The following is a 19,889-nucleotide window of genomic DNA, read 5'->3' as shown; positions in this document are numbered from 1 at the left end:
AAAAAAAGGCCCTCATCTGAGGGCCTTTTTCTTTATTGCGCGGCCTGAGCCTGCGGGGCAGGCTCATCGTTTGCCGCGGGTTGGTTTGCGGGCAGGCTATCGCACGGTTTCTCTTTAGGACAAACCAGGCTCAGCATCTGTAGGGTCACGCCGTTAGTCCAGCCGAAACCATCCTGCAGCGGATATTCGCCGCCACCGCCACCCGTGCCGGTGGTAGAGACGTCATATTTCTCCACCAGTTTTTTCTCCCGGTCGTAGGTGTGCTGTACGTTGGTCAGGAAGCGCCAGGTCACATCCATCGCCACTTTTTTATGCCCGTAGTTCTGCAACCCTTCGGTTGCGACCCACTGCAGCGGCGCCCAACCGTTTGGGGCATCCCACTGCTGACCGCTGTTAACGGTAGTGGTAGTAATGCCACCGGGTTTCAGCAGACGCGACGCGGTGGCCTTCGCCACTTTATCGGCGCGATCCTGCGCAGCCGCATTCACATACAGCGGGAAGAGTGCAGCGGCGGTCAGCTGGTTACGGACCTTTTTGGTTTTCAGGTCGTAATCGGCATACCAGCCCTCTTTATCATTCCACAGGTGGCTCTCCATCGCCTTCTGACGTGCGCTCGCCAGGCCGTCATATTTGCTGGCCGCGGCGCTGTCACCCGCTTCCTGGCTGGCTTTTGCCAGCAGTTTTTCCATCTTGAACATCAGGGCGTTCAGATCTACCGGCACAATGCTGGTGGTGCGTATGGTGCCCAGCTTTTTCGGGTCGTCCATCCAGCGCGAACTGAAGTCCCAGCCGGAAGCGGCCGCAGAACGCAGATCCCGGTAGATCTCCGTCGCCGGTCGATCGGGGTTGTTTTTGGCGGTAGTCACATCATCCATCCACGACTCCGGACGCGGCGTGTCACGATCGTCCCAGTAGCGGTTGAGAATGGATCCATCCTCCAGTTTCACCACGCGTTGATTAGCCTGGCCCGGCTGGAGTGCATCGACGCCCTCCATCCAGTAGGCATGCTCTTTCTCCATCTGAGGACGGTACTGCTTCAGCGCCTCGGGATCGTGGGTCGCCAGTAACTCTACCATCAGTGAGAAGAAAGGCGGCTGGGAGCGGCTCAGGTAGTAGCTGCGGTTGCCGTTAGGAATGTGTCCCCAGGCGTCGATCTCATGCCCGAAGTTCGCCACCATATCGGCAATCTTATCCCAGTGGCCACTCTGCGCCAGCCCCAGCATGGTGAAATAGCTATCCCAGTAATAGACCTCACGAAAACGGCCGCCCGGCACTACGTACGGCTTAGGCAGCGGAAGCAGGGAGTCCCATTTGCCGGCGGTATCGGTGGTGCGCGTCAGCACGGGCCAGAGACCATCAATATGTTCACGCAGACTCTGTCCTGCGGGGGGAACATACTTTTCGGCCGCTTTGGGCAGGGTGAAGTTCATATCCACAAAATGGCGCAGATCGAAGCCGGACTGATTTCGCTGCATACGGTAATCGGCCAGGATCATCAGCGGATCGCTTTTGGGTACCGCATCGGCAAAGGTCTTCTGGTCGGGGAAGAGCTTGGCGCTCTGTACATCATTAAACAGCGGACCAAACAGGATATCAGGGGATTGCGGCTGCCCGGCAGGGGCATCGTCTGCAAGGCTACAGGCGCTAAAACCAAGCAATATGCCACCCATTGCCAGCCGCAGCGCAGGGCGCAGTTGAGGTGTTATCATGGTGATTCTCCTTAAGTTGCTGAGCAGCGTGTCCGCTGTCATCAATCACCTGAAAACCTTAGACGAATCTGAGACATTTCGCGTGCCGGATACGGCATTTTGCGCAGTTACAGACAATTTACCGCTGCGCAGTGGCCAGAGTAAAAGTGCGCTTTTTTGCCTTTTCACCGGATTAATTCCCGAGCCTGCACTACCTTCATAACCGGGTTAACATAAAGGGAGTGCTCATGAAATTTCTGTCTCTGTTCGTTCCAGCCATGGTGATGCTTGTCGGCTGCGGGGCGAATAACACGCCGCCGCAAACGCCGATCCCCGGAGAGAAGACTTCCGCGACTCTCAGTACGCTGGAAACGGGTGCGCAAGTCATTCAGTCTCGCCCCCCTATTGATGCCATTAGCGCTTATCTGGATGGTTTCCATTTCTATAGCGGGGATAAAAATGGGCAAATGGAGGCCCATCATTATGTGACGGTACTGAATGACGATGTCATGCAGGCGGTCATTTATGATGGTAATACCCGGGATGCCCGGCTGATGGGGGTGGAGTACATCATCAGCGAACGTCTCTTTAACACCTTACCGCCAGAAGAGAAAAAACTCTGGCACAGCCATCAGTACGAAGTGAAATCAGGGAGTCTGGTGGCGCCGGGGCTGCCTGCCGTCGCGGATAAGGCGTTAATGAAAAAAATAGTGAACACCTACGGCAAGACCTGGCACACCTGGCATACCGATCGGGATAAAAACCTGCCGCTGGGTATACCGGCACTGATGATGGGCTTCACGGGAGAAGGGCAACTCGATCCTGGGCTGCTGGCGGATCGCGATCGTCGTCTGAAGATCAATACGCAGGAGATTAAACGTCAGCGCGCTGATATCGTCGCGCACCCGGTAGCGAAGGGGGCCAATGCCTGGCAGCACGGGGAGGTCATACAGCTCCAGCGCGTGAAGGGAAGTGGAGAGCATGGCAAGGGTGATACCGCGCATTTCGGCACCTCTGAACAGCATTCACCTTAAAGATCATAATGATGGGATCCTGTTAGTGGTAGGCCAGCACGCGTCGTAAAATGGACAAAAATTATACTGGATATTTAAACAGGTATTTGTATACTATTAGAGCAAATTACCCGAGTATTGTATGAGTGAGGGGTGAATCCTATGGTAATTCCTGTTGAAAGTTTCCCGTCCTATGAGCAGCCTGCCACCATCAGCAGCCGTGAAATCGCGAAGGTGATCGGTATGACCCATACCGAGGTGAAGCGCATGGTTAAAAGCCTGGAAACGGCGCAACGTCTTTCGCAGCCGGTGACGGCGAGTGTGTATGAGCGTGAAGGTGAAATGCGGCAGGAGTTTTTGCTGAACAAACGCGACTCCCTGCTGACGGTGTCGCGCATCTCTCCGGCCTTTACCGCCACCATGCTGGATCGCTGGCAGGAGCGAGAGAAAAGCGTCAATCTTCCTGATTTCACTAACCCGGCAGCGGCGGCGCGCGCGTGGGCCGAGCAGTACGAAAAACGCCAGCGTGCGGAGGAGGAACTTGCCCGTTCCGCCCCAAAGGCCGCCTTTTTTGATCAGTTCATTAGCGTGAATACATCGCTGGGCTTTCGTCAGCTTTGTAAAATGCTGAACGCGAAAGAGCCTGCGTTCCGGGCATTTTTACTGGAGCGTAATATCATGCAGCGCGTGGGGGGAACCCTGGTACCGCCACAGCATCACATTGAGGCGGGCTATTTTACCCTGCACAGCGGCGTGGGTGAAAACCAGCATAGCTGGTCTCAGGCTCGCTTTACGGCGCGCGGCGTGAAATGGGTTGCCGGACTGTGGGCAAAACACCTCTCTTCGCTGTTGATTGAAGTACCGCGCGATGAGCGCAGCGAGGGGGCAACCCCAGGGCAAAACTGGCTATAACCCCCGCGTACATCACCCTTCGTACCCCGGCGCCACGCCGGGGGCGAGAGGGTCAAATCTCCTCAGGCACCTGGCCTGCCTCGCGCAGCGCCCCCGGCGAATGGCCGACGATACGCTTAAATGCCCGGCTAAAGGCCGCCAGCGAACTGTAGCCCAGGCGCAGTGCCACGGTCTCGATGGCCTGATTTTCCTGCCCGATATACTGGATCGCCAGCCGCATCCGAAGCTCGCCCAGATATTTGGCCGGCGTCGTGCCGGTGGCGGAGAGAAAACGCTCAGCAAAGACCGAGCGCGATGTCCCCGCCTCTCTGGCCAGCTCCGCCACGCTCCAGTTTATGCCTGGCTGCTGGTGCATGGCATAAATCGCCCGGCTCAGGCGTGGGTCGCGTAGCACCTGTACCCAACCCGTGGCTTTGCCGCAGCCGGATTCAACCCAGCCGCGCACGATCAGCGCGGCTACCACGTCTGCCAGACGGGCGAGTATCCCGGCAAAACCCACCTGCTGGGCTGTCGATTCGCGCTCCATCGCGGCCAGTAACGGGTGAATTTCAGGCCAGGTGGACATGAGTCGGCTGACCATCATCACCTCAGGCATGGCGCGGATCAGCGGCTGCATCCCCCCCAGTTCGAAATCCATACATCCACTGAAAATAATCACATTCTCACTGTCCGGGCACGGCTCGCAGTGAATATCACATACCGAATTGCAAATCGGCTCGCTGGGGAAGGCCGACACCGGCGTAACGTCGGCATGTTCGTCAGAGAGCAGGGCATGTGAATTACCGTTGGGAATAAACAGCGCATCGCCGCTGTTCAGCGCAAAGGTTGCGCCGCTCTCCATTTTCAGTACCGCCGGACCCCGGCTAATAAAGTGAAACTGTGCCTTTCCGGGCGCATGGCTGAACGCTACGCCGAAGGGGGCGCTGGCTTCGATACGGCGATATTTCACCCCGGAGAGGCGCATTCCGCGCAGCATTTCGCTGATCAAATCAGGGGCATGGAGGGTCATAACGGCAACTCCGGACGATTAATCAATAATTGGAGATTATATGTCATAGATCGTCCGGGGTGAACTTCCTATTATTTGCGACAGATGTCACATTTTAATAACCGGAGAATAACAGATGAATTCATCTATCGCGGCCAGCCAGGCCTTAACCCCTGCCAGACCCGCCTGGCGTGCGGTCTGGTCACTGGGGCTGGGGGTCTTCGGGCTCATTACCGCCGAGTTTTTGCCTGCCAGCCTGCTCACCCCAATGGCGGCAAGCCTGGGCGTTAGCGAGGGCGTGGCAGGGCAGACCGTGACTGCCACTGCGCTGGTGGCGCTGGTGACGGGGTTGCTGATCACCCCGGCGACCAAAAGCAACGATCGGCGCTGGGTGTTAATGTTCTTCTCAATCATGCAGATTGTCTCTAGCTTGCTGGTGGCATTTGCCCCTTCGCTGGAGGTACTGTTGGCAGGCCGTCTGCTGCTGGGTGTAGCGATAGGCGGATTCTGGGCGATGTCCACGGCCACCGCCATGCGCCTGGTGCCCCCCGCCGATGTACCAAAGGCGCTGGCGATCATCTTCTCCGGCGTGTCGATTGCCACGGTGGTCGCCGCACCGCTCGGCAGCTATCTTGGCAGCCTGATTGGCTGGCGTAACGTCTTTATCCTCTGTGCGATCCCCAGCGGCCTGGCGCTGCTTTGGCAGCTGTGGGTACTGCCTGCTATGCGTCCGGAAAACAGCGGCAGCCTGCGCACGTTGCTGCATGTGCTCCGCCGCCCGGGAATGGTTGGCGGCCTGCTGGCCACCATCCTCATCTTCAGCGGTCATTTTGCCTTCTTCACCTATCTGCGCCCCTTCCTTGAGACCGTTGGCCAGGCGAGCGTCGAGACCATTTCACTGATCCTGCTCGGTTTTGGTATTGCCAACTTTGTGGGGACCTCCATTGCCGGACACCTGCTGGCGCGAAACCTCCGTCTCACGCTGGCTCTGGTGCCGTTTGCCATGGGTATCCTGGCACTGCTGATGGCGGCTTTCGGGCACCTGGCGATGCTGGATGGTCTGCTGGTAGCGCTGTGGGGGTTTGCCTTTGGGCTGGTGCCGGTGGGCTGGTCAACCTGGCTTGCCACTACGGTCACAGATGAAGCGGAAAGTGCCGGCGGGTTAATGGTGGCCTCCATTCAACTGGCCATCAGCGCCGGTGCAGCAGGGGGCGGAGCAGTATTTGATCTTAACGGTGCCAGCGGCGTCTTTACCGCCAGCGGCGTGCTGCTGGTCGCTGCGATGGTGATGGTCTTTGCCGGCGTGCGGGTTAAACCGGTAACCGGGCAAGCGGAGTGAGTTCCTTTACCGGCAGCTGCGGTTTTTAATCTCAACTATCATTCTCTACATCACGACCTGCCAGGGTGGCCCTGGTACGGTCTTCGCACGGTGTGGCTGCGCGACAGGGTACGTTATCACCGGCGCAACCAGGAAATTGTGGTAAGGGGGATAGCGAATGGTTACGCCAGTTCTGGAAACGCCCGTTGGATGTCACTGCCCATCCGGGAGGCGCGGATGAGCAGTCCGCTCGCCTTTCCCATGTACGCGGTTAATCCGGATGACAACCAGGCCTTCTGGCTGGCGGTAAAAACGCAACTGGTGAAGCAGGGGCTGGCGGTCGATCATCTTCAACCCGTCCTGCCCGCCGACCTTCTCCACCACTGGCGCAGCCCCGATCTGCTCCTGAGCCAGAGTTGCGGCTTTCCTTTAATGACCCAACTACCCGATGTGCAGGTGGTGGGAGCATTTCATTACTCGGCGCTGGGATGCGAAGGCGTTCATTACCGCAGCTGGCTGGTGGCCCGCTCAGAGGAGGAGGGCAAAACCCTGGCGGATTTTCGTGGCCGAAGGGTGGTATGTAACGCCCCCGACTCCTGGTCCGGTTATAACGTGCTGTTGGGCATGATCGCCGGACTCGGCGTTGAAACACATTTTTTCGCTGCGACCCTCTTTAGCGGCAGCCATCGCCAGTCGCTGGTGGCGCTACGCGAAGGGCAGGCGGATATTGCCGCGATCGACTGTGTGACCTGGGCGCTATTACAGCGTCATGAGCCGGAGCTGTTGCAGGGGTTATCTATTATCGGCCGTAGCCCACTCGCGCCGGGGCTGCCGCTCATCACCCCAGCAGGCACGCCGGATGCGACGGTGTCGGCATTACGCGGCGCACTGGAGGAGGTCGCTCACAGCCCGACGGCGCAAAGGGTGCTGATCAGGGGATTTAGCGAAATGTCGCGCGAGGCGTGGCAAGTGCTGTTGACCCGGCGTGATGCCGCCGCCGGGCTCAGGGTCACGCGTCTATCCGAAAAAGAAATTGAGTGCGGTGAAGGCCATCATGCCGACGATGACCGTGGCAAACAGGCTGCGGGTCGCCACCCCGGCCACCGCAGCGACGATGGCCGCCACGAGGGAGAGACTCATGCCGGAGGGAGTAAGCGCCGGTTTACCCAGCAGCTCGGCGGTGATGATCGCCGCCATGATCGCGGCGGGGATGAAGCTCAGCCACTGTTGCACCACCGGGGCGAGCCGGAAACGTGATAGCAGCAGAATCGGTATAGTGCGCATCAGGGCGGTCACCAGGGCAGACGCGACGATCGCCAGCAGAATATTTCGCTCCATATTAGCGCTCTCCTTTGTAGAACAGGCGCAGACCCAGGGTCGACAGGGTCGCGGCCACCGAGGCGGCAATGATAATAACAATGCTGATATCGGTCTGCCCGGCGGTGAAGAGGGTGACGATAACCGCCGCCGAAATGCTGAAGGTCTCCAGAATTTTGCGCTGGCTGGCAAACCACAGCATCAGCACCAGGCCAATAAACATCGACACTAGGCTAAAGCTCAGCCCCTCCATCAACGCCGGTGGCAGCGCAGCGGCGAGCCATGCCCCTACCACGCAGGCCAGGATCCAGTTTAGCCAGGCGGCCACGTTCAGTCCGAACATCCAGGCAAAGCGGACTTTGCTTTGCTGGCTGCCATGTTGTACCGCCACGCCGAAGGTTTCGTCCGTTAACAGCAGGCCGCTCACGATCTTTTGCAGGGTAGTGTGTTCGCGAAAAAAGACGCTCATGGCTGAACTCATCAGTAAATAACGCAGGTTGACCAGCAGAACGCTGAACACCACCGAGGCGACCTCTGCCCCCGTCGCCCAGAGGGAGTAAAACAGAAACTGCGCCGACCCGGCGTAAAGCAGGCTGGCCAGCAGTGCGGTTTGTAGGGTGGTGAAACCGGAAAGGGTGCCTATGGCGCCGGCGGCAAAGCCAATGCTCCAGTAGCCCGGAATGGTTGGTAAACAGGCCGATACGCCTGCGCGAAACGCCAAAACGGCATCCCTGTGGAGTGGTTGTGTTTTCATTAACATCGCGCGTCCCGTTTTATCCTCACCGGGTGATTATCTTCAGAAAACGGGGAATGCGCGACAGTAAAATTTATGCCGGGCGTACTGCCCGGCATGACAAACGCTACAGCGGGCGGATCTCTTTCGAGCGCAGCGTAAGGCGAACGGGTACCGATTTGTAAGAAGGGGTGCCGCTCTCTTTATCAAGATAATCCAGCGGCACCAGCACGTTGGCTTCCGGATAATAGGCCCCAACCGAGCCCCGGGCGATGCTGTAGGCGACCACCGTAATATCTTCCAGACGCTGGGCGTGACCCGACAGCGCGGTTTCGATATCTACCCTGTCGCCATGCTCCAGCCCACGTTCCGTCATGTCCTCTTCGTTCATAAAGAGAATATCGCGGCGGCCAAAGACCCCGCGGTAGCGGTCATCCATGGCATAAATGGTGGTGTTGTACTGGTCGTGGCTGCGCAGGGTTATGAGGCGCAGTACACTCTCGCCCACCCCTTTGGCGTTCTCATCAACCCCCTCAAAGACCGAGAACATCGCTTTGCCGCTTGGGGTAGGCCAGACGCGTTCGGTAGGCGGTAAGGGCATGCGAAAACCGCCCGGCGTGCGGATGCGCTGGTTGTAGTCGGTAAAGCCGGGAATAGTCTGCTCAATACGATCGCGGATCAGATCGTAATCAGCGACCAGCTCCTCCCAGTTGACTTTGCTGTCGGGCAGGGCGGCTCTCGCCATCCCGGCCACAATGGCCGGCTCTGAGAGCAGGTGAGGCGAGGCGGGACGGAGTTTTCCCGACGAGGCATGTACCATCGACATGGAGTCCTCAACCGTTATCGACTGACGCCCGGTGCGCTGCATATCGAGCTCGGTGCGTCCCAGGCACGGGAAGAGCCAGGTCTCTTTCGCCACCAGCAGGTGGGTGCGGTTTAGCTTCGTGCCTACGTGGACGCTAAGGTCGAGCTTCTGCAGTGCCGGAAACGCCTGTTCATGGTCGGGCATTGCCACGGCAAAGTTACCGCCCAGGCAGATCAGCGCTTTGGCTTCCCCGGCGATCATCGCCTGGGTGGCCATCACCGCATCGTGGCCATGTTTTGTCGGCGGGGTAAAGCCAAACACCTCTTCGATACGGGACAGGAAGGCGGCGGTCGGTTTTTCGGTAATGCCCACCGTGCGGTTGCCCTGTACGTTTGAATGGCCACGCAGGGGGCAGATGCCCGCACCGGGCTTTCCAATATTGCCGCGCAGCAGGAGCAGGTCAGCAATCAGGCGCACGTTAGCGGTGCCTTTGTTGTGCTGAGTAACACCCATGCCATAGGTAATGATAGTAGCGTTCGATTTAGCGTAGGCGCGCGCTACCGCGTCCAGATCCTCACGGGTTAACCCGGACTCTTGCTCAATCTCTTCCCAGCCCGTGGCCGCGATATCCGCGGCGAAATCGGCAAATCCCTGGGTATGTGCGTCGATAAACGGCTGGTCGAGGATCCCGCCCTCGCGTACTTCTCTTTCCAGCAGATGTTTGGCGATCCCTTTTAGCGCGGCGGCATCGCCGCCTGCTTTGACCTGAAAGTAGGTTGACGCGATGTCTGTTGAACCCAGGGTTGCCATCTCAACCACGCTTTGCGGATCGGCGAAGCGCTCCAGAGCGCGTTCACGCAGCGGGTTGAAGACGATGATCGGCACGCCGCGGCGCGAGAGCTCATGGAGGGTGCCCATCATCCGAGGGTGGTTAGTCCCGGGATTATGGCCGATAGAGATAACCAGCTCGGTTTTATCGAAATCCTCCAGCGATACGGTGCCTTTGCCGATGCCGATTGAGCGCGGCAGACCGGTGCTGGTGGCTTCGTGGCACATATTGGAGCAGTCCGGGAAGTTATTGGTGCCCAGCTCACGGGCAAAAAGCTGCAGTAAAAACGCCGCTTCATTCGACGCCCGGCCAGAGGTATAGAACTCAACGGCGTCGGGGTCGAGTTGACGGAGTTTCTCACCGATTCGCCTGAATGCCTCTTGCCACTCAACCGGGCGGAAGGAGTCGCTGGCTTTGTCGTACACCATCGGGTGGGTCAGGCGACCATAGCCCTCCAGCTCGTAATCGCTTTTAGCCCACAGCGAGGAGACGCTGTTGTTGGCAAAAAATTCCGGGGTGACGCGTTTGGTGGTCGCCTCCCAGGTGACGGCTTTTGCGCCGTTTTCACAAAACTGGAAGGTGGATTTGTGTTCTTTATCGGGCCATGCGCAGCCGGGGCAGTCAAAGCCGTCGGGCTGGTTAGTGCGTAACAGCGTAGCAGGGGCTTCCAGGGCATCCATCTGAGTGCGTACGGCGATGGCGGTGGCTTTCAGCGCTCCCCATCCCCCGGCGGGGCCATCGTAATGACGGATGCCGGGAACGGAGCGTCTTTTCTTATTCATTGGAACTCCTGACTGATCTGAAATTGCTACATAAATGTTGCTTATTAGTAATAGCATTTTTAGACGTGGAGAAAAGTAAACATTGGGTCACTGACGCCGTACTTTCGTGAGGAAAAGCGGGATCGGGTTGGCATTTTAATATCCGGTGGTTAATAAATGCGCAAATAAGGCAAAAATTGGTAGGTATTTAAGTTTGCAGTGCAATTAAATATGATATTAATAATAATTATCATTTGCTTTACGTAATTAAATGTAAAGAAAAATGACATGACACCTCAACAACCTAAGAAACAAGCATTCTGCGCAGTGGCTATTGCGCTGGCCCTGTACTCTGGTTCAGCGTTAGCAAAAACATTTAGCGAAAAGGATTTTCACTCCCAGGCGCTGGGGCGCGGGGTTTACGAACTGGCCTATGACAACGCCCGGCACACGGTCTATGCCGCCTCTTCCCCCTCTTTTGCGGCCGACAAAACCACCGGCATCCTTTTTGAACTGGCTGCAGACTCTCTGGCGGTGAAAAAGAGCATCGATACCGAACGGCGCATCTTTGCGCTGGCGCTCGATCAGGAGAACCACGTGCTCTGGATGGGCAATGCGCTGGATGGCTCCATCACCGCGCTGGATACCCACAGCGGCAAGGCGATCAAAACTCTGCAACTGAGTGACGCCAGCGATCCTAAGAAACGGATCCATCCGCGCGAAGCGGTGCTGGATAAGAAGCATCAGCGTCTTTATATCTCCGGCATGGGCGGCAAAGGAAAAGGGCTGCTGTGGGTCGTGGATACGCAAAAACAGGCATTGACGAAAACCCTCGAAGGGATGGATCCGGTTGGGTTTGCGGTGGATGCTGCAGCGGACAAAGTCTATGCCGTAACCGGAAGCGGCGAGCTGGTGACCCTGGATGGCAAGAGTTCAGAGGTGCTTTCGCGCGTGAAGGTGGATCCCAAAGAGACCGACCATTACTTCCTCAATATTGCGCTTAACCCCGCAGCGGGCGTGGGCTATATCGCAGATACCAATACGCGCGATGTGCTGGTGGTCGAGCTGGCGACCGGCAAGCTAAAGCAACGCATCGCCACCCCGAACTCCATTGCCGCGCTTTACAACGGCGTGCGCAACGAGGTCTATGTCACCCATCGTAACGATCGCCAGATTAGCGTCATCGATGCGAAAACCAACGCCGTCAAACACACCATTACAACGGCGGCGATGCCTAACAGCCTGGTGCTCTCTCCGGATGCCAACACGTTGTATGTCAGCGTGAAACAGGATGAGAAGGCGAATAAAGCTGACTACGTTCTCAAGATCGATTTAACCCAACTTTAAGGAATACGTCGTGATAACCAGGACACGCATGGCCGTGGCGATTTCGCTCGCCTTAACCGGCATAACGCCTGCCGCCATCGCCGCCGATAGCGATCCGGCGAACGAAGATCAGCTGGTAGTAACCGCCACCGGTTTCAGCCAGGAGCGCCGCGAAGCACCGGCCACCATCTCGGTGGTCAATGAGAAAGAGCTGAACACCCGCTCGAACCAGAACGTTACCGAGGCACTCCGGGAGATGCCGGGTGTGTTAACGGGCAGCGGCAACGGTAGCCTGGCGACCGGTGACGTGCAGATGCGCGGTATGGACTCGTCCTATACGTCGTATATGGTGAACGGGATCAAGCAGGGGACCCGTGAATCTCGTCCATATGGTCACCACATTGGTACCGAAGCGGCCTTTATGCCGCCAATCGCGGCCATCGAGCGTATAGAGGTCATTCGTGGACCTATGTCTTCGCTGTATGGCTCGGACTCCATCGGTGGGGTGGTCAACGTGATCACCAAAAAAGGCTATAACCTTGATAGCTGGACCGGCGTGCTGGAGGATAACTACTTCCTGCAGGAAAAGAGCGAATACGGTAATACCAACCAGACCAATCTGTTCCTGATGGGGCCCGTTATTCCGGGCAAGCTTGGCGTTAGCCTGGCGGCGGATTATCTGGATCGTCGCGATGATGACAGCCCCGATAAAGAGCGCTTCGTTAAGCACGAGGCGGGCAACCTGGATGCCACCATCTCCATGTCGCCGACCGATACACAGCTCTGGGATCTCAATGCGGTCAAAGGGCATCAGGAGAAAACCCGCCACGGTAACCCCTGGTACTGGGGTTTCGATCGCGATGCAATCTCGCTGTCTCAGCACGCCTGGTACGGTGATATCCTCGAGTCGAAGAACTTTGTCAGCTATGAAAAAGCACGTACTGAGTACCGCGTGCCGTATTTGTCACCGCAATTCGTCAAACAGAATAACTTTGAGGCCAACAGTGCCAACACCTTCACCCTGGGCGATCACAAGCTGACGCTGGGGGCAAACTATACGCGTAATGAGCTGGACGACACCTTCGGCATCGCCGACAAAGAGGTGCCAGGGGTAACGCCGGTAAGCAAGATCAGCCGCGATGGCTGGGCGGTGTTCGCTGAAGATGCATGGATGATTGTGCCAGACTTTACGATGACCACCTCGGCGCGTCTGGATCACGACAGCTACTTCGGCTACCACGTAACGCCAAAACTTTACGGCAACTGGACGCTCGATGAAAACTGGGCAGTAAAAGGCGGCGTCTCTGCGGGCTATAAAAAGCCGGACCTCCGTCAGAACAACTCCGGCTTTACCAGCGTGTATGGCAGCTATCCCTACTCTGAGATTGGTATCGGTAATGACGACCTGAAACCGGAGAAGAGCGTCAACACCGAGGTGGGGGTTTACTGGCAGAAGGATACGCTGGCGCTGGATGCCACTGTCTTCCACACCAAATTCAAAGACAAGATCAGCGATTACACCATCTGTACCGCGACCGCGACGCAGATGTGTGTCTACAACGGTTACGAAGCTGAATCGGTCTCCCAGTACTTTAACGTCAGTGATGCGGAAATTTACGGTCTGGAGCTGAACGGTGACTGGCAGGCCACGCCGACCCTGAAGGCTAACGTAAACTACACCTATACCCACAGCGAGCAGAAGAGCGGCCAGTATAAAGGGGATGCGCTGAACGAATTCCCGACCAGCATGGCCAATATCTCCCTGACCTGGGAAGCGCTGAACGATCTGGAACTCTGGACGAAAGCGAGCTGGCGGAGCAACACGCCGGATATCGGTAAATCCACCTCGACCGAAGCCTATGCTGTAATGGATCTGGGGACGCGGTATCGGGTGAATAAGAACCTGACGTTAATGGCGGGCATCTATAACCTGTTTGATGCGAATCCGCTTCATTCCACCTCTTATAACGAAGCGTCGGTCCTGGAAGGGCGCCGCTACAACCTTGGCGCAAGGGTAGAGTTCTAAGGACAGTTAAAAAAAAATCCACGCCGGGGCGTGGATTTTTGTTTGGGCAGGGGAGAATTAGACGTTGAACAGGAAGTTCATCACGTCGCCATCTTTCACTATGTAATCTTTCCCTTCTGCACGCATCTTACCGGCCTCTTTCGCCCCTTGCTCACCCTTATAGGTGATGAAGTCGTCGAAGGCGATGGTCTGTGCACGGATAAAGCCTTTCTCGAAGTCGGTATGGATTTTACCAGCCGCCTGCGGAGCCGTTGCGCCTACCGGGATGGTCCATGCACGCACTTCTTTCACGCCAGCGGTGAAGTACGTTTGCAGGTTCAGTAGCTGGTAGCCCGCGCGGATCACGCGGTTCAGACCCGGCTCTTCCAGACCCAGCTCGGCCATAAACTCTTCACGGTCGGCGTCGTCCAGCTCAGCGATGTCGGATTCAACAGCCGCACAAACCGCCACCACAACGGAGCCTTCCGCAGCGGCGATTTCGCGTACTTTATCCAGGTAAGGGTTGTTCTCGAAACCGTCTTCATTGACGTTTGCGATATACATGGTTGGCTTCAGAGTCAGGAAGCTCAGGTATTTGATCGCCGCTTTGTCTTCGTCGGTCAAGTTTTTCAGCGCACGCAGCATGCCGGCGTTTTCCAGCTGTGGCAGACATTTTTCCAGCGCAGCCTGTTCCGCTTTCGCGTCTTTGTCGCCGCCTTTGGCTTTCTTCTGCACGCGCTGCAGCGCACGTTCACAGGTATCCAGATCCGCCAGCGCCAGTTCGGTGTTGATCACATCGATATCGTCAGCCGGATCCACTTTATTGTTCACGTGGATAATGTTGTCGTTCTCAAAGCAACGCACAACGTGGCCAATCGCTTCGGTCTCACGGATGTTAGTCAGGAACTGGTTGCCCAGACCTTCACCTTTAGAAGCCCCTTTTACCAGCCCCGCGATATCCACGAACTCCATCGTCGTCGGCAGAATACGCTGTGGCTTAACAATTTCTGCCAGCTGATCCAGGCGTGAGTCAGGCATCGGCACGACACCGGTGTTTGGCTCAATGGTACAGAACGGGAAGTTAGCCGCTTCGATACCCGCTTTCGTGAGCGCATTGAACAGGGTGGATTTGCCAACGTTAGGCAGACCAACGATACCGCATTTGAATCCCATTTCTGAATCACCTTAATATCTTGATATTCAACACGTTAAGCATAACGAGTCGAAGAAAAGTAAATAACTACGCCTATTATACACGTAACCCGCAGCGCGCGGGGCAAAAAAGGGGCGTGACGCCGCTTATTGCGCTTTGAAAGCGTGCAGACGATTAGTGGCTTTGGTTAAGCCCTCTTTAATCCAGATCTCCGTACAACGCACCGCTTCGTCAACCGCGTCGTCGATCAATTTCTGCTCGGAGGCGGGAGGTTTACCTAACACAAAGCCTACAACTTTGTTTTTATCGCCCGGATGGCCTATCCCGACGCGCAAACGGTGGAAATTCGGGTTATTGCCCAGTTTGCTAATAATGTCTTTTAAGCCGTTATGGCCACCGTGGCCGCCACCGAGTTTAAACTTCGCCACGCCGGGCGGCAGATCGAGCTCATCATGCGCCACCAGGATTTCGTCCGGGTTGATGCGATAAAAGGTGGCCATCGCCGCCACGGCTTTGCCGCTTAAATTCATAAAGGTGGTCGGCACCAGCAGACGCACATCTGCGCCGGCAAGGTTAATGCGGGAGGTATAGCCGAAGAATTTTGGCTCTTCGCGCAGGGGGGCACGTAACCGCTCAGCCAGCAGGTCGACATACCATGCGCCCGCATTGTGGCGGGTTGCCGCATATTCCGCGCCAGGGTTGGCCAGGCCGACAATCAATTTAATCGTCACGTTTAACTTCCTGAGGGTTCTAAGTCTGGCGCGTAGTGTACTGTCTGCCGCGCCGCTTGACAAAATTCTGCCGCCCGATGTTTGGGAATGGAATAATTGCTCCGCTGAATCATTAGATTTTCAAGTAGCTCAATAGGTTATTTGTAAAGTTTTGTTGACTCAAAGTGCATAAATGTGATCGCTCCCGCAACCAATAAAAGGGGGGCTGTCTATACTTTGCACATCAGGATTAGGGATAGTTAACCCTGCAACCCAAAGTTCCGGAGGTGACACATGAAACGCAGAAACGCTTCGTTACTCGGTAACGTGCTCATGGGGTTGGGATTGATCGTCATGGTAGGGGGCGTCGGTTACTCTATTTTAAACCAGCTTCCGCAATTTAACCTGCCACAATACTTTGCGCATGGCGCGATACTGAGCATCTTCCTGGGCGCCGTTCTCTGGCTCGCAGGAGCCCGCGTCAGCGGCCATGAGCAGGTCTGCGACAAATACTGGTGGGTACGCCACTACGACAAACGTTGTCGCCGCGATCAACATAAGCCCAGTTAATCTGGGATGCCATCAAGACGGTTCCTGCGGGAGCCGTTTTTTTTTGCCCCTTGCCTTGACCCTCACGTAACGTCAGGATCCACAGTGTCATCGATGGCGCGAAAAAAGGAGCAGCAATGTTAATTCAGGTTGGGCAGTTGGCAACGCGAGCGGGGATCACCGTCCGGACACTTCACCACTATGAACAAACAGGCTTACTGCTCCCCTCCGCCAGAAGTGCGGCAGGCTACCGACTCTATAACCTGGCGGATGTTCAGCGCCTGCACCGTATTCAGGTGCTGGCTAAAGCCGGGCTGGAGCTTGCTGAGATAAAGGATTGCCTCGATCGGGATACGCACTCTATGGCTGAACTGCTTGATGGGCAAATTGCCTTGCTGGATAAGCAACTACGCAGCATTCATACCCTGCGAGAGCAGCTGGCTGGCCTGCGCTGCGAACTGGCCGCCGGCGGCGAGCCCGATCTGGAGTCCTGGCTACACACGCTGGAGTTAATGAATATGTACGATCGCTGGTTTAGCAAAGAAGAGTTACAGCAGTTGCCGTTTGCCGTACAGGGAGAGGCGCTGGCCGCTACCTGGAGCGGGTTGGTTGCCGAGGCGCAGGCGTTGCTGGAAGAGAGCGTCGGGGTGGATGATCCGCGTGCGACAGCATTAGCCACCCGCTGGATGACGCAGCTGGAGCAAGATACCGCCGGCAAGCCCGAGTTTCTGACCCGGCTGAACGAGATGCACAGCGTGGAGCCGCAGATGCGCGAACAGACCGGTATCAACACCGATATCCTCGATTTTATCACCCGGGCCTTTGCCGAGAGCAAGCTCGCCATCTGGCAGCGCTATCTCACCCCGCAGGAGATGGCCTTTACCCGCGCCCACTACTTTGATCGGATGATGGAGTGGCCCTCGCTGGTGGCGAAACTGCACCAGGCCTGTCGGGAAGGGCTGTCAGCCGCGAGCCCGCAGGCGCAGGCTCTGGCGCAAACGTGGCTCGAACTGTTTCAGTCCTATGCAGGAACCGACCCGGTGACGCAGCAGAAATTTCGCCAGGCGATGGAGCAGGAGCCCCATCTGATGAAAGGGACCTGGATGACGCCTGAAGTGCTTGGCTGGCTACAACAGGCGATTGGCATCATGATGCAGCGCCGCCATTCATAACGTTTCTAACGCTGCGTCGCGGGTCGGATAGAATGACAAGCGGCCAGCAACTGGCTGGATCCCCGCACGCGCCATACTGCGCAGCGGCTGGAACTCCAGGTTACAGATCCGTAATTCACAGCCTTCCGGCAGACGTTGCACAACGCGCTGGAAGGCGTCCAGACCGCCCGCATCCAGTACCGGCACTGCGTCCCACTCCAGCACCACGACGCGTTTATCTACGATTCGGGCCTCCAGGTCATTAAACACCCCCTCTGCCGCTGCGAAGAACAGCGGGCCGATAACCCGCAGCACCAGCACGTCGTCGGGCACAATGACATTTACCGGGGCAAGTCGCGTCATGCGGGCAATGCGGCGCATAAAGAGCAGGGATGCCAGTACGATCCCGACGCTAATCGCTATCACCATGTCGAACAAGACGGTCAGGGACATACAGATGAGCATCACGATGATGTCGTCTTTCGGGGCCCGGCGCAGCAGGTTCACCACCTTGTGCGCCTCGCTCATGTTCCAGGCCACCATCAGCAGCAGGGCAGCCATCGCCGAGAGCGGCAGCCATGAGAGTAACGGTGCCAGCACCAGCAGGGCGAGGATCACCAGCAGGGCGTGGATCACTGCGGAGATGGGCGACGTCGCCCCGGCGCGTACGTTGGCGGCAGAACGGGCAATCGCGGCCGTGGCGGTTATCCCGCCAAAGAACGGTGCAACGATATTCCCCAGCCCCTGGCCTATCAGTTCACTGTTGGCGTTGTGTTTGGTGCCCGTCATGCCGTCCAGTACCACGGCGCACAGGAGTGATTCGATAGCACCCAGCATCGCCATTGAAAACGCAGCGGGAAGCAGGGCTTGCAGAGAATCCCAGCTCAGGGTGAAATCAGAACCCGGCATATCCCAGGGGAGAACCAACTGGGGTAACAGCTGCGGAATACCGTTGCCCTGCGTGCCATCCGCCAGAAGATAGTGGAACTGCGAACCGATGGTGGCCACCTGCCCACCCAACAGGTTCACTACGCCCATGACCCCACAGCCCAGCAGTAGCGCCGGAAGATGCCCCGGCAGGCGAATGCCTAACCGTGGCCACAGAATTAAGGTGCCGAGCGTGACGATGCCAATCGCGGCATCCCCCAGATTGACCGTCGGCAGCGCCATCGCCAGCGCGCCCACCTTTTGCAAGTAATGTTCCGGCACATGCGTTAACTGCAGGCCAAGAAAATCTTTTATCTGCATGGTCCCGATAGTGATCCCGATCCCGGAGGTGAAGCCCAGGGTCACCGGAAGAGGGATGTACTCAATCAACCTGCCGAAGCGCGCCAGGCCAAACAGGATCAGAAATCCGCCTGACATCAGGGTGGCAACCAGCAGGCCGGCAAGACCAAACTGCTGGGAAACCGGATAGAGAATCACGACAAAGGCGGCGGTGGGGCCGGAGACGCTGTAGCGCGATCCGCCGCTCAGGGCGATAACGATCCCCGCCACTGCGGCGGTGTAGAGGCCATACTGCGGCGCCACGCCGCTCCCTATCGCCAGCGCCATCGCCAGCGGGATGGCGATAATGCCGACGGTGATCCCGGCTATCAGGTCACGCGTCAGGCGCGACAGGGTGTACTTCTCTTTCCAGCAAGCGTCGATGAGGGCGCGAAAGGGCAGAACATGAGAGGAAGCGTTTTTCACAATCATCATCCGTGTGCGCATCATCTGTCATATCAATGGCAGGTGAAGGAGGCATTAATCATACAAATGAAACTCACAGACAAAAAAACCCGCCGTAGCGGGTTTTCAGGCTGCGTCCGATTAGTGTTCGAACATAGCCGAGATAGATTCTTCGTTGCTGATACGACGAATCGCTTCGGCCAGCATCCCGGAGAGGGTCAGGGTGCGCACGTTTGGCAGCGCCTTGATCTCATCACTTAACGGGATAGTGTCGCAAACCACAACTTCATCAATAACGGAGTTGCGCAGGTTGTTTACCGCATTACCCGAGAAGATAGGGTGTGTTGCATAAGCAAATACACGCTTAGCACCACGCTCTTTCAGGGCTTCCGCGGCTTTGCACAGGGTGCCGCCGGTATCGATCATGTCATCAACCAGCACGCAGTCGCGGCCAGCAACGTCACCGATGATGTGCATCACCTGAGAGACGTTAGCGCGCGGACGACGCTTGTCGATGATCGCCATGTCGGTGTCGTTCAGCAGTTTGGCAATAGCACGTGCGCGAACCACGCCGCCGATATCCGGAGAAACCACAATAGGATTGTCCAGGTTGAGATGCAGCATATCTTCGAGCAGGATTGGGCTGCCGAATACGTTATCAACCGGAACGTCGAAGAAGCCCTGGATCTGCTCAGCGTGCAGGTCAACCGTCAGAACACGGTCAACGCCTACGCTGGAGAGGAAGTCAGCAACAACTTTAGCGGTAATTGGCACACGCGCGGAGCGGACGCGACGGTCCTGGCGGGCATAGCCAAAGTAAGGGATAACAGCCGTGATACGGCCTGCAGAAGCACGGCGCAGGGCATCGACCATAACAACCAATTCCATCAGGTTGTCGTTCGTTGGAGCACAGGTGGACTGGATGATGAAAATATCACCACCGCGTACATTTTCGTTAAT

The 19,889-nt window shown here is 57.0% G+C and carries 16 protein-coding genes and 1 pseudogene; 8 read left to right on the top strand and 9 right to left on the bottom strand.

The annotated features are described in order from the left end of the window. Window positions 1-32: 32 nt before the first annotated feature. Entirely contained in the window at window positions 33-1,709 is a 1,677-nt protein-coding gene (locus B3B59_RS12700; RefSeq protein WP_286809169.1) for an alpha,alpha-trehalase, read from the bottom strand. Window positions 1,710-1,936: 227 nt separating this feature from the next. Here B3B59_RS12700 and B3B59_RS12695 point away from each other — a divergent pair, with 227 nt between their 5' ends. Then, a complete protein-coding gene (locus B3B59_RS12695; protein ID WP_040075216.1) occupies window positions 1,937-2,722 on the top strand; it encodes an OBAP family protein in 786 nt (261 codons plus the stop codon). Window positions 2,723-2,863: 141 nt separating this feature from the next. Beyond that, on the top strand, window positions 2,864-3,613 hold the full coding sequence (locus tag B3B59_RS12690; protein WP_040075218.1) for a phage antirepressor KilAC domain-containing protein: 750 nt from the start codon (window positions 2,864-2,866) through the stop codon (window positions 3,611-3,613). Window positions 3,614-3,665: 52 nt separating this feature from the next. Here B3B59_RS12690 and B3B59_RS12685 read toward each other — a convergent pair whose 3' ends face one another. After that, window positions 3,666-4,622 (bottom strand): AraC family transcriptional regulator, encoded by a 957-nt coding sequence (locus B3B59_RS12685; protein ID WP_212475659.1) that lies wholly within the window; start codon window positions 4,620-4,622, stop codon window positions 3,666-3,668. A 115-nt stretch (window positions 4,623-4,737) separates the two neighbouring features. Here B3B59_RS12685 and B3B59_RS12680 point away from each other — a divergent pair, with 115 nt between their 5' ends. Both B3B59_RS12680 and B3B59_RS12670 read left to right on the top strand, forming a co-directional pair. Then, window positions 4,738-5,940 carry an MFS transporter gene (locus tag B3B59_RS12680; RefSeq protein ID WP_286809166.1) on the top strand — a complete coding sequence of 401 codons (1,203 nt, stop codon included), beginning with the start codon at window positions 4,738-4,740 and terminating at the stop codon, window positions 5,938-5,940. Window positions 5,941-6,156: 216 nt separating this feature from the next. Then, window positions 6,157-6,939: pseudogene (locus B3B59_RS12670) on the top strand (phosphate/phosphite/phosphonate ABC transporter substrate-binding protein); the annotation flags it as partial. Here B3B59_RS12670 and B3B59_RS12665 read toward each other — a convergent pair. From B3B59_RS12665 to B3B59_RS12655, 3 genes are all read right to left on the bottom strand, one after another. Further along, entirely contained in the window at window positions 6,937-7,203 is a 267-nt protein-coding gene (locus B3B59_RS12665) for an AzlD domain-containing protein (protein WP_286783680.1), read from the bottom strand. The pseudogene B3B59_RS12670 and the gene B3B59_RS12665 overlap by 3 nt on opposite strands. A gap of 55 nt (window positions 7,204-7,258) precedes the next feature. Then, entirely contained in the window at window positions 7,259-7,996 is a 738-nt protein-coding gene (locus tag B3B59_RS12660; RefSeq protein ID WP_263617498.1) for an AzlC family ABC transporter permease, read from the bottom strand. Between the two features lie 100 nt (window positions 7,997-8,096). Then, the gene (locus B3B59_RS12655) at window positions 8,097-10,385 is read right to left on the bottom strand and encodes an FdhF/YdeP family oxidoreductase (protein ID WP_286809163.1); all 2,289 of its coding nucleotides are present in this window, start codon (window positions 10,383-10,385) and stop codon (window positions 8,097-8,099) included. A 267-nt stretch (window positions 10,386-10,652) separates the two neighbouring features. On the opposite strand from B3B59_RS12655, the gene B3B59_RS12650 reads away from it, so the two are divergent. Then, the gene (locus B3B59_RS12650) at window positions 10,653-11,711 is read left to right on the top strand and encodes a YncE family protein (protein WP_286809161.1); all 1,059 of its coding nucleotides are present in this window, start codon (window positions 10,653-10,655) and stop codon (window positions 11,709-11,711) included. A gap of 10 nt (window positions 11,712-11,721) precedes the next feature. After that, window positions 11,722-13,716 (top strand): TonB-dependent receptor domain-containing protein, encoded by a 1,995-nt coding sequence (locus B3B59_RS12645; RefSeq protein WP_207291894.1) that lies wholly within the window; start codon window positions 11,722-11,724, stop codon window positions 13,714-13,716. Window positions 13,717-13,773: 57 nt separating this feature from the next. Here the strand turns inward: B3B59_RS12645 and ychF are convergent, their stop codons facing one another. After that, the gene (ychF, locus tag B3B59_RS12640; protein ID WP_286809159.1) at window positions 13,774-14,868 is read right to left on the bottom strand and encodes a redox-regulated ATPase YchF; all 1,095 of its coding nucleotides are present in this window, start codon (window positions 14,866-14,868) and stop codon (window positions 13,774-13,776) included. A gap of 126 nt (window positions 14,869-14,994) precedes the next feature. Beyond that, window positions 14,995-15,579 carry an aminoacyl-tRNA hydrolase gene (gene pth, locus B3B59_RS12635; RefSeq protein WP_040075229.1) on the bottom strand — a complete coding sequence of 195 codons (585 nt, stop codon included), beginning with the start codon at window positions 15,577-15,579 and terminating at the stop codon, window positions 14,995-14,997. A gap of 273 nt (window positions 15,580-15,852) precedes the next feature. Between pth and ychH the strand changes: the two genes are divergently transcribed. Continuing rightward, the gene (gene ychH / locus B3B59_RS12630; RefSeq protein ID WP_046885176.1) at window positions 15,853-16,128 is read left to right on the top strand and encodes a stress-induced protein YchH; all 276 of its coding nucleotides are present in this window, start codon (window positions 15,853-15,855) and stop codon (window positions 16,126-16,128) included. A gap of 116 nt (window positions 16,129-16,244) precedes the next feature. Further along, window positions 16,245-17,279, top strand: coding sequence for a MerR family transcriptional regulator (locus B3B59_RS12625; protein WP_286809157.1), 1,035 nt, complete (start codon window positions 16,245-16,247; stop codon window positions 17,277-17,279). On the opposite strand, the gene dauA is transcribed toward B3B59_RS12625, so the two are convergent. Together dauA and prs are read right to left on the bottom strand one after the other, a co-directional pair. Continuing rightward, window positions 17,274-18,950: a C4-dicarboxylic acid transporter DauA gene (gene dauA / locus B3B59_RS12620; protein ID WP_040078463.1), complete on the bottom strand. Its 1,677-nt coding sequence runs from the start codon at window positions 18,948-18,950 to the stop codon at window positions 17,274-17,276. The two genes, B3B59_RS12625 and dauA, sit on opposite strands and share 6 nt — an antisense overlap. Window positions 18,951-19,070: 120 nt before the next feature. Continuing rightward, on the bottom strand, window positions 19,071-19,889 hold an 819-nt coding region (prs, locus tag B3B59_RS12615), incomplete at its 5' end, for a ribose-phosphate diphosphokinase (RefSeq protein ID WP_286809154.1).

This window comes from Leclercia sp. UBA2479, from assembly GCF_002341985.1.
Taxonomy (GTDB): Bacteria; Pseudomonadota; Gammaproteobacteria; order Enterobacterales; family Enterobacteriaceae; genus Enterobacter; species Enterobacter pneumoniae.
Note: the sequence above shows the minus strand (reverse complement) of the source record. Positions and strands in the feature narration are given on the sequence as shown.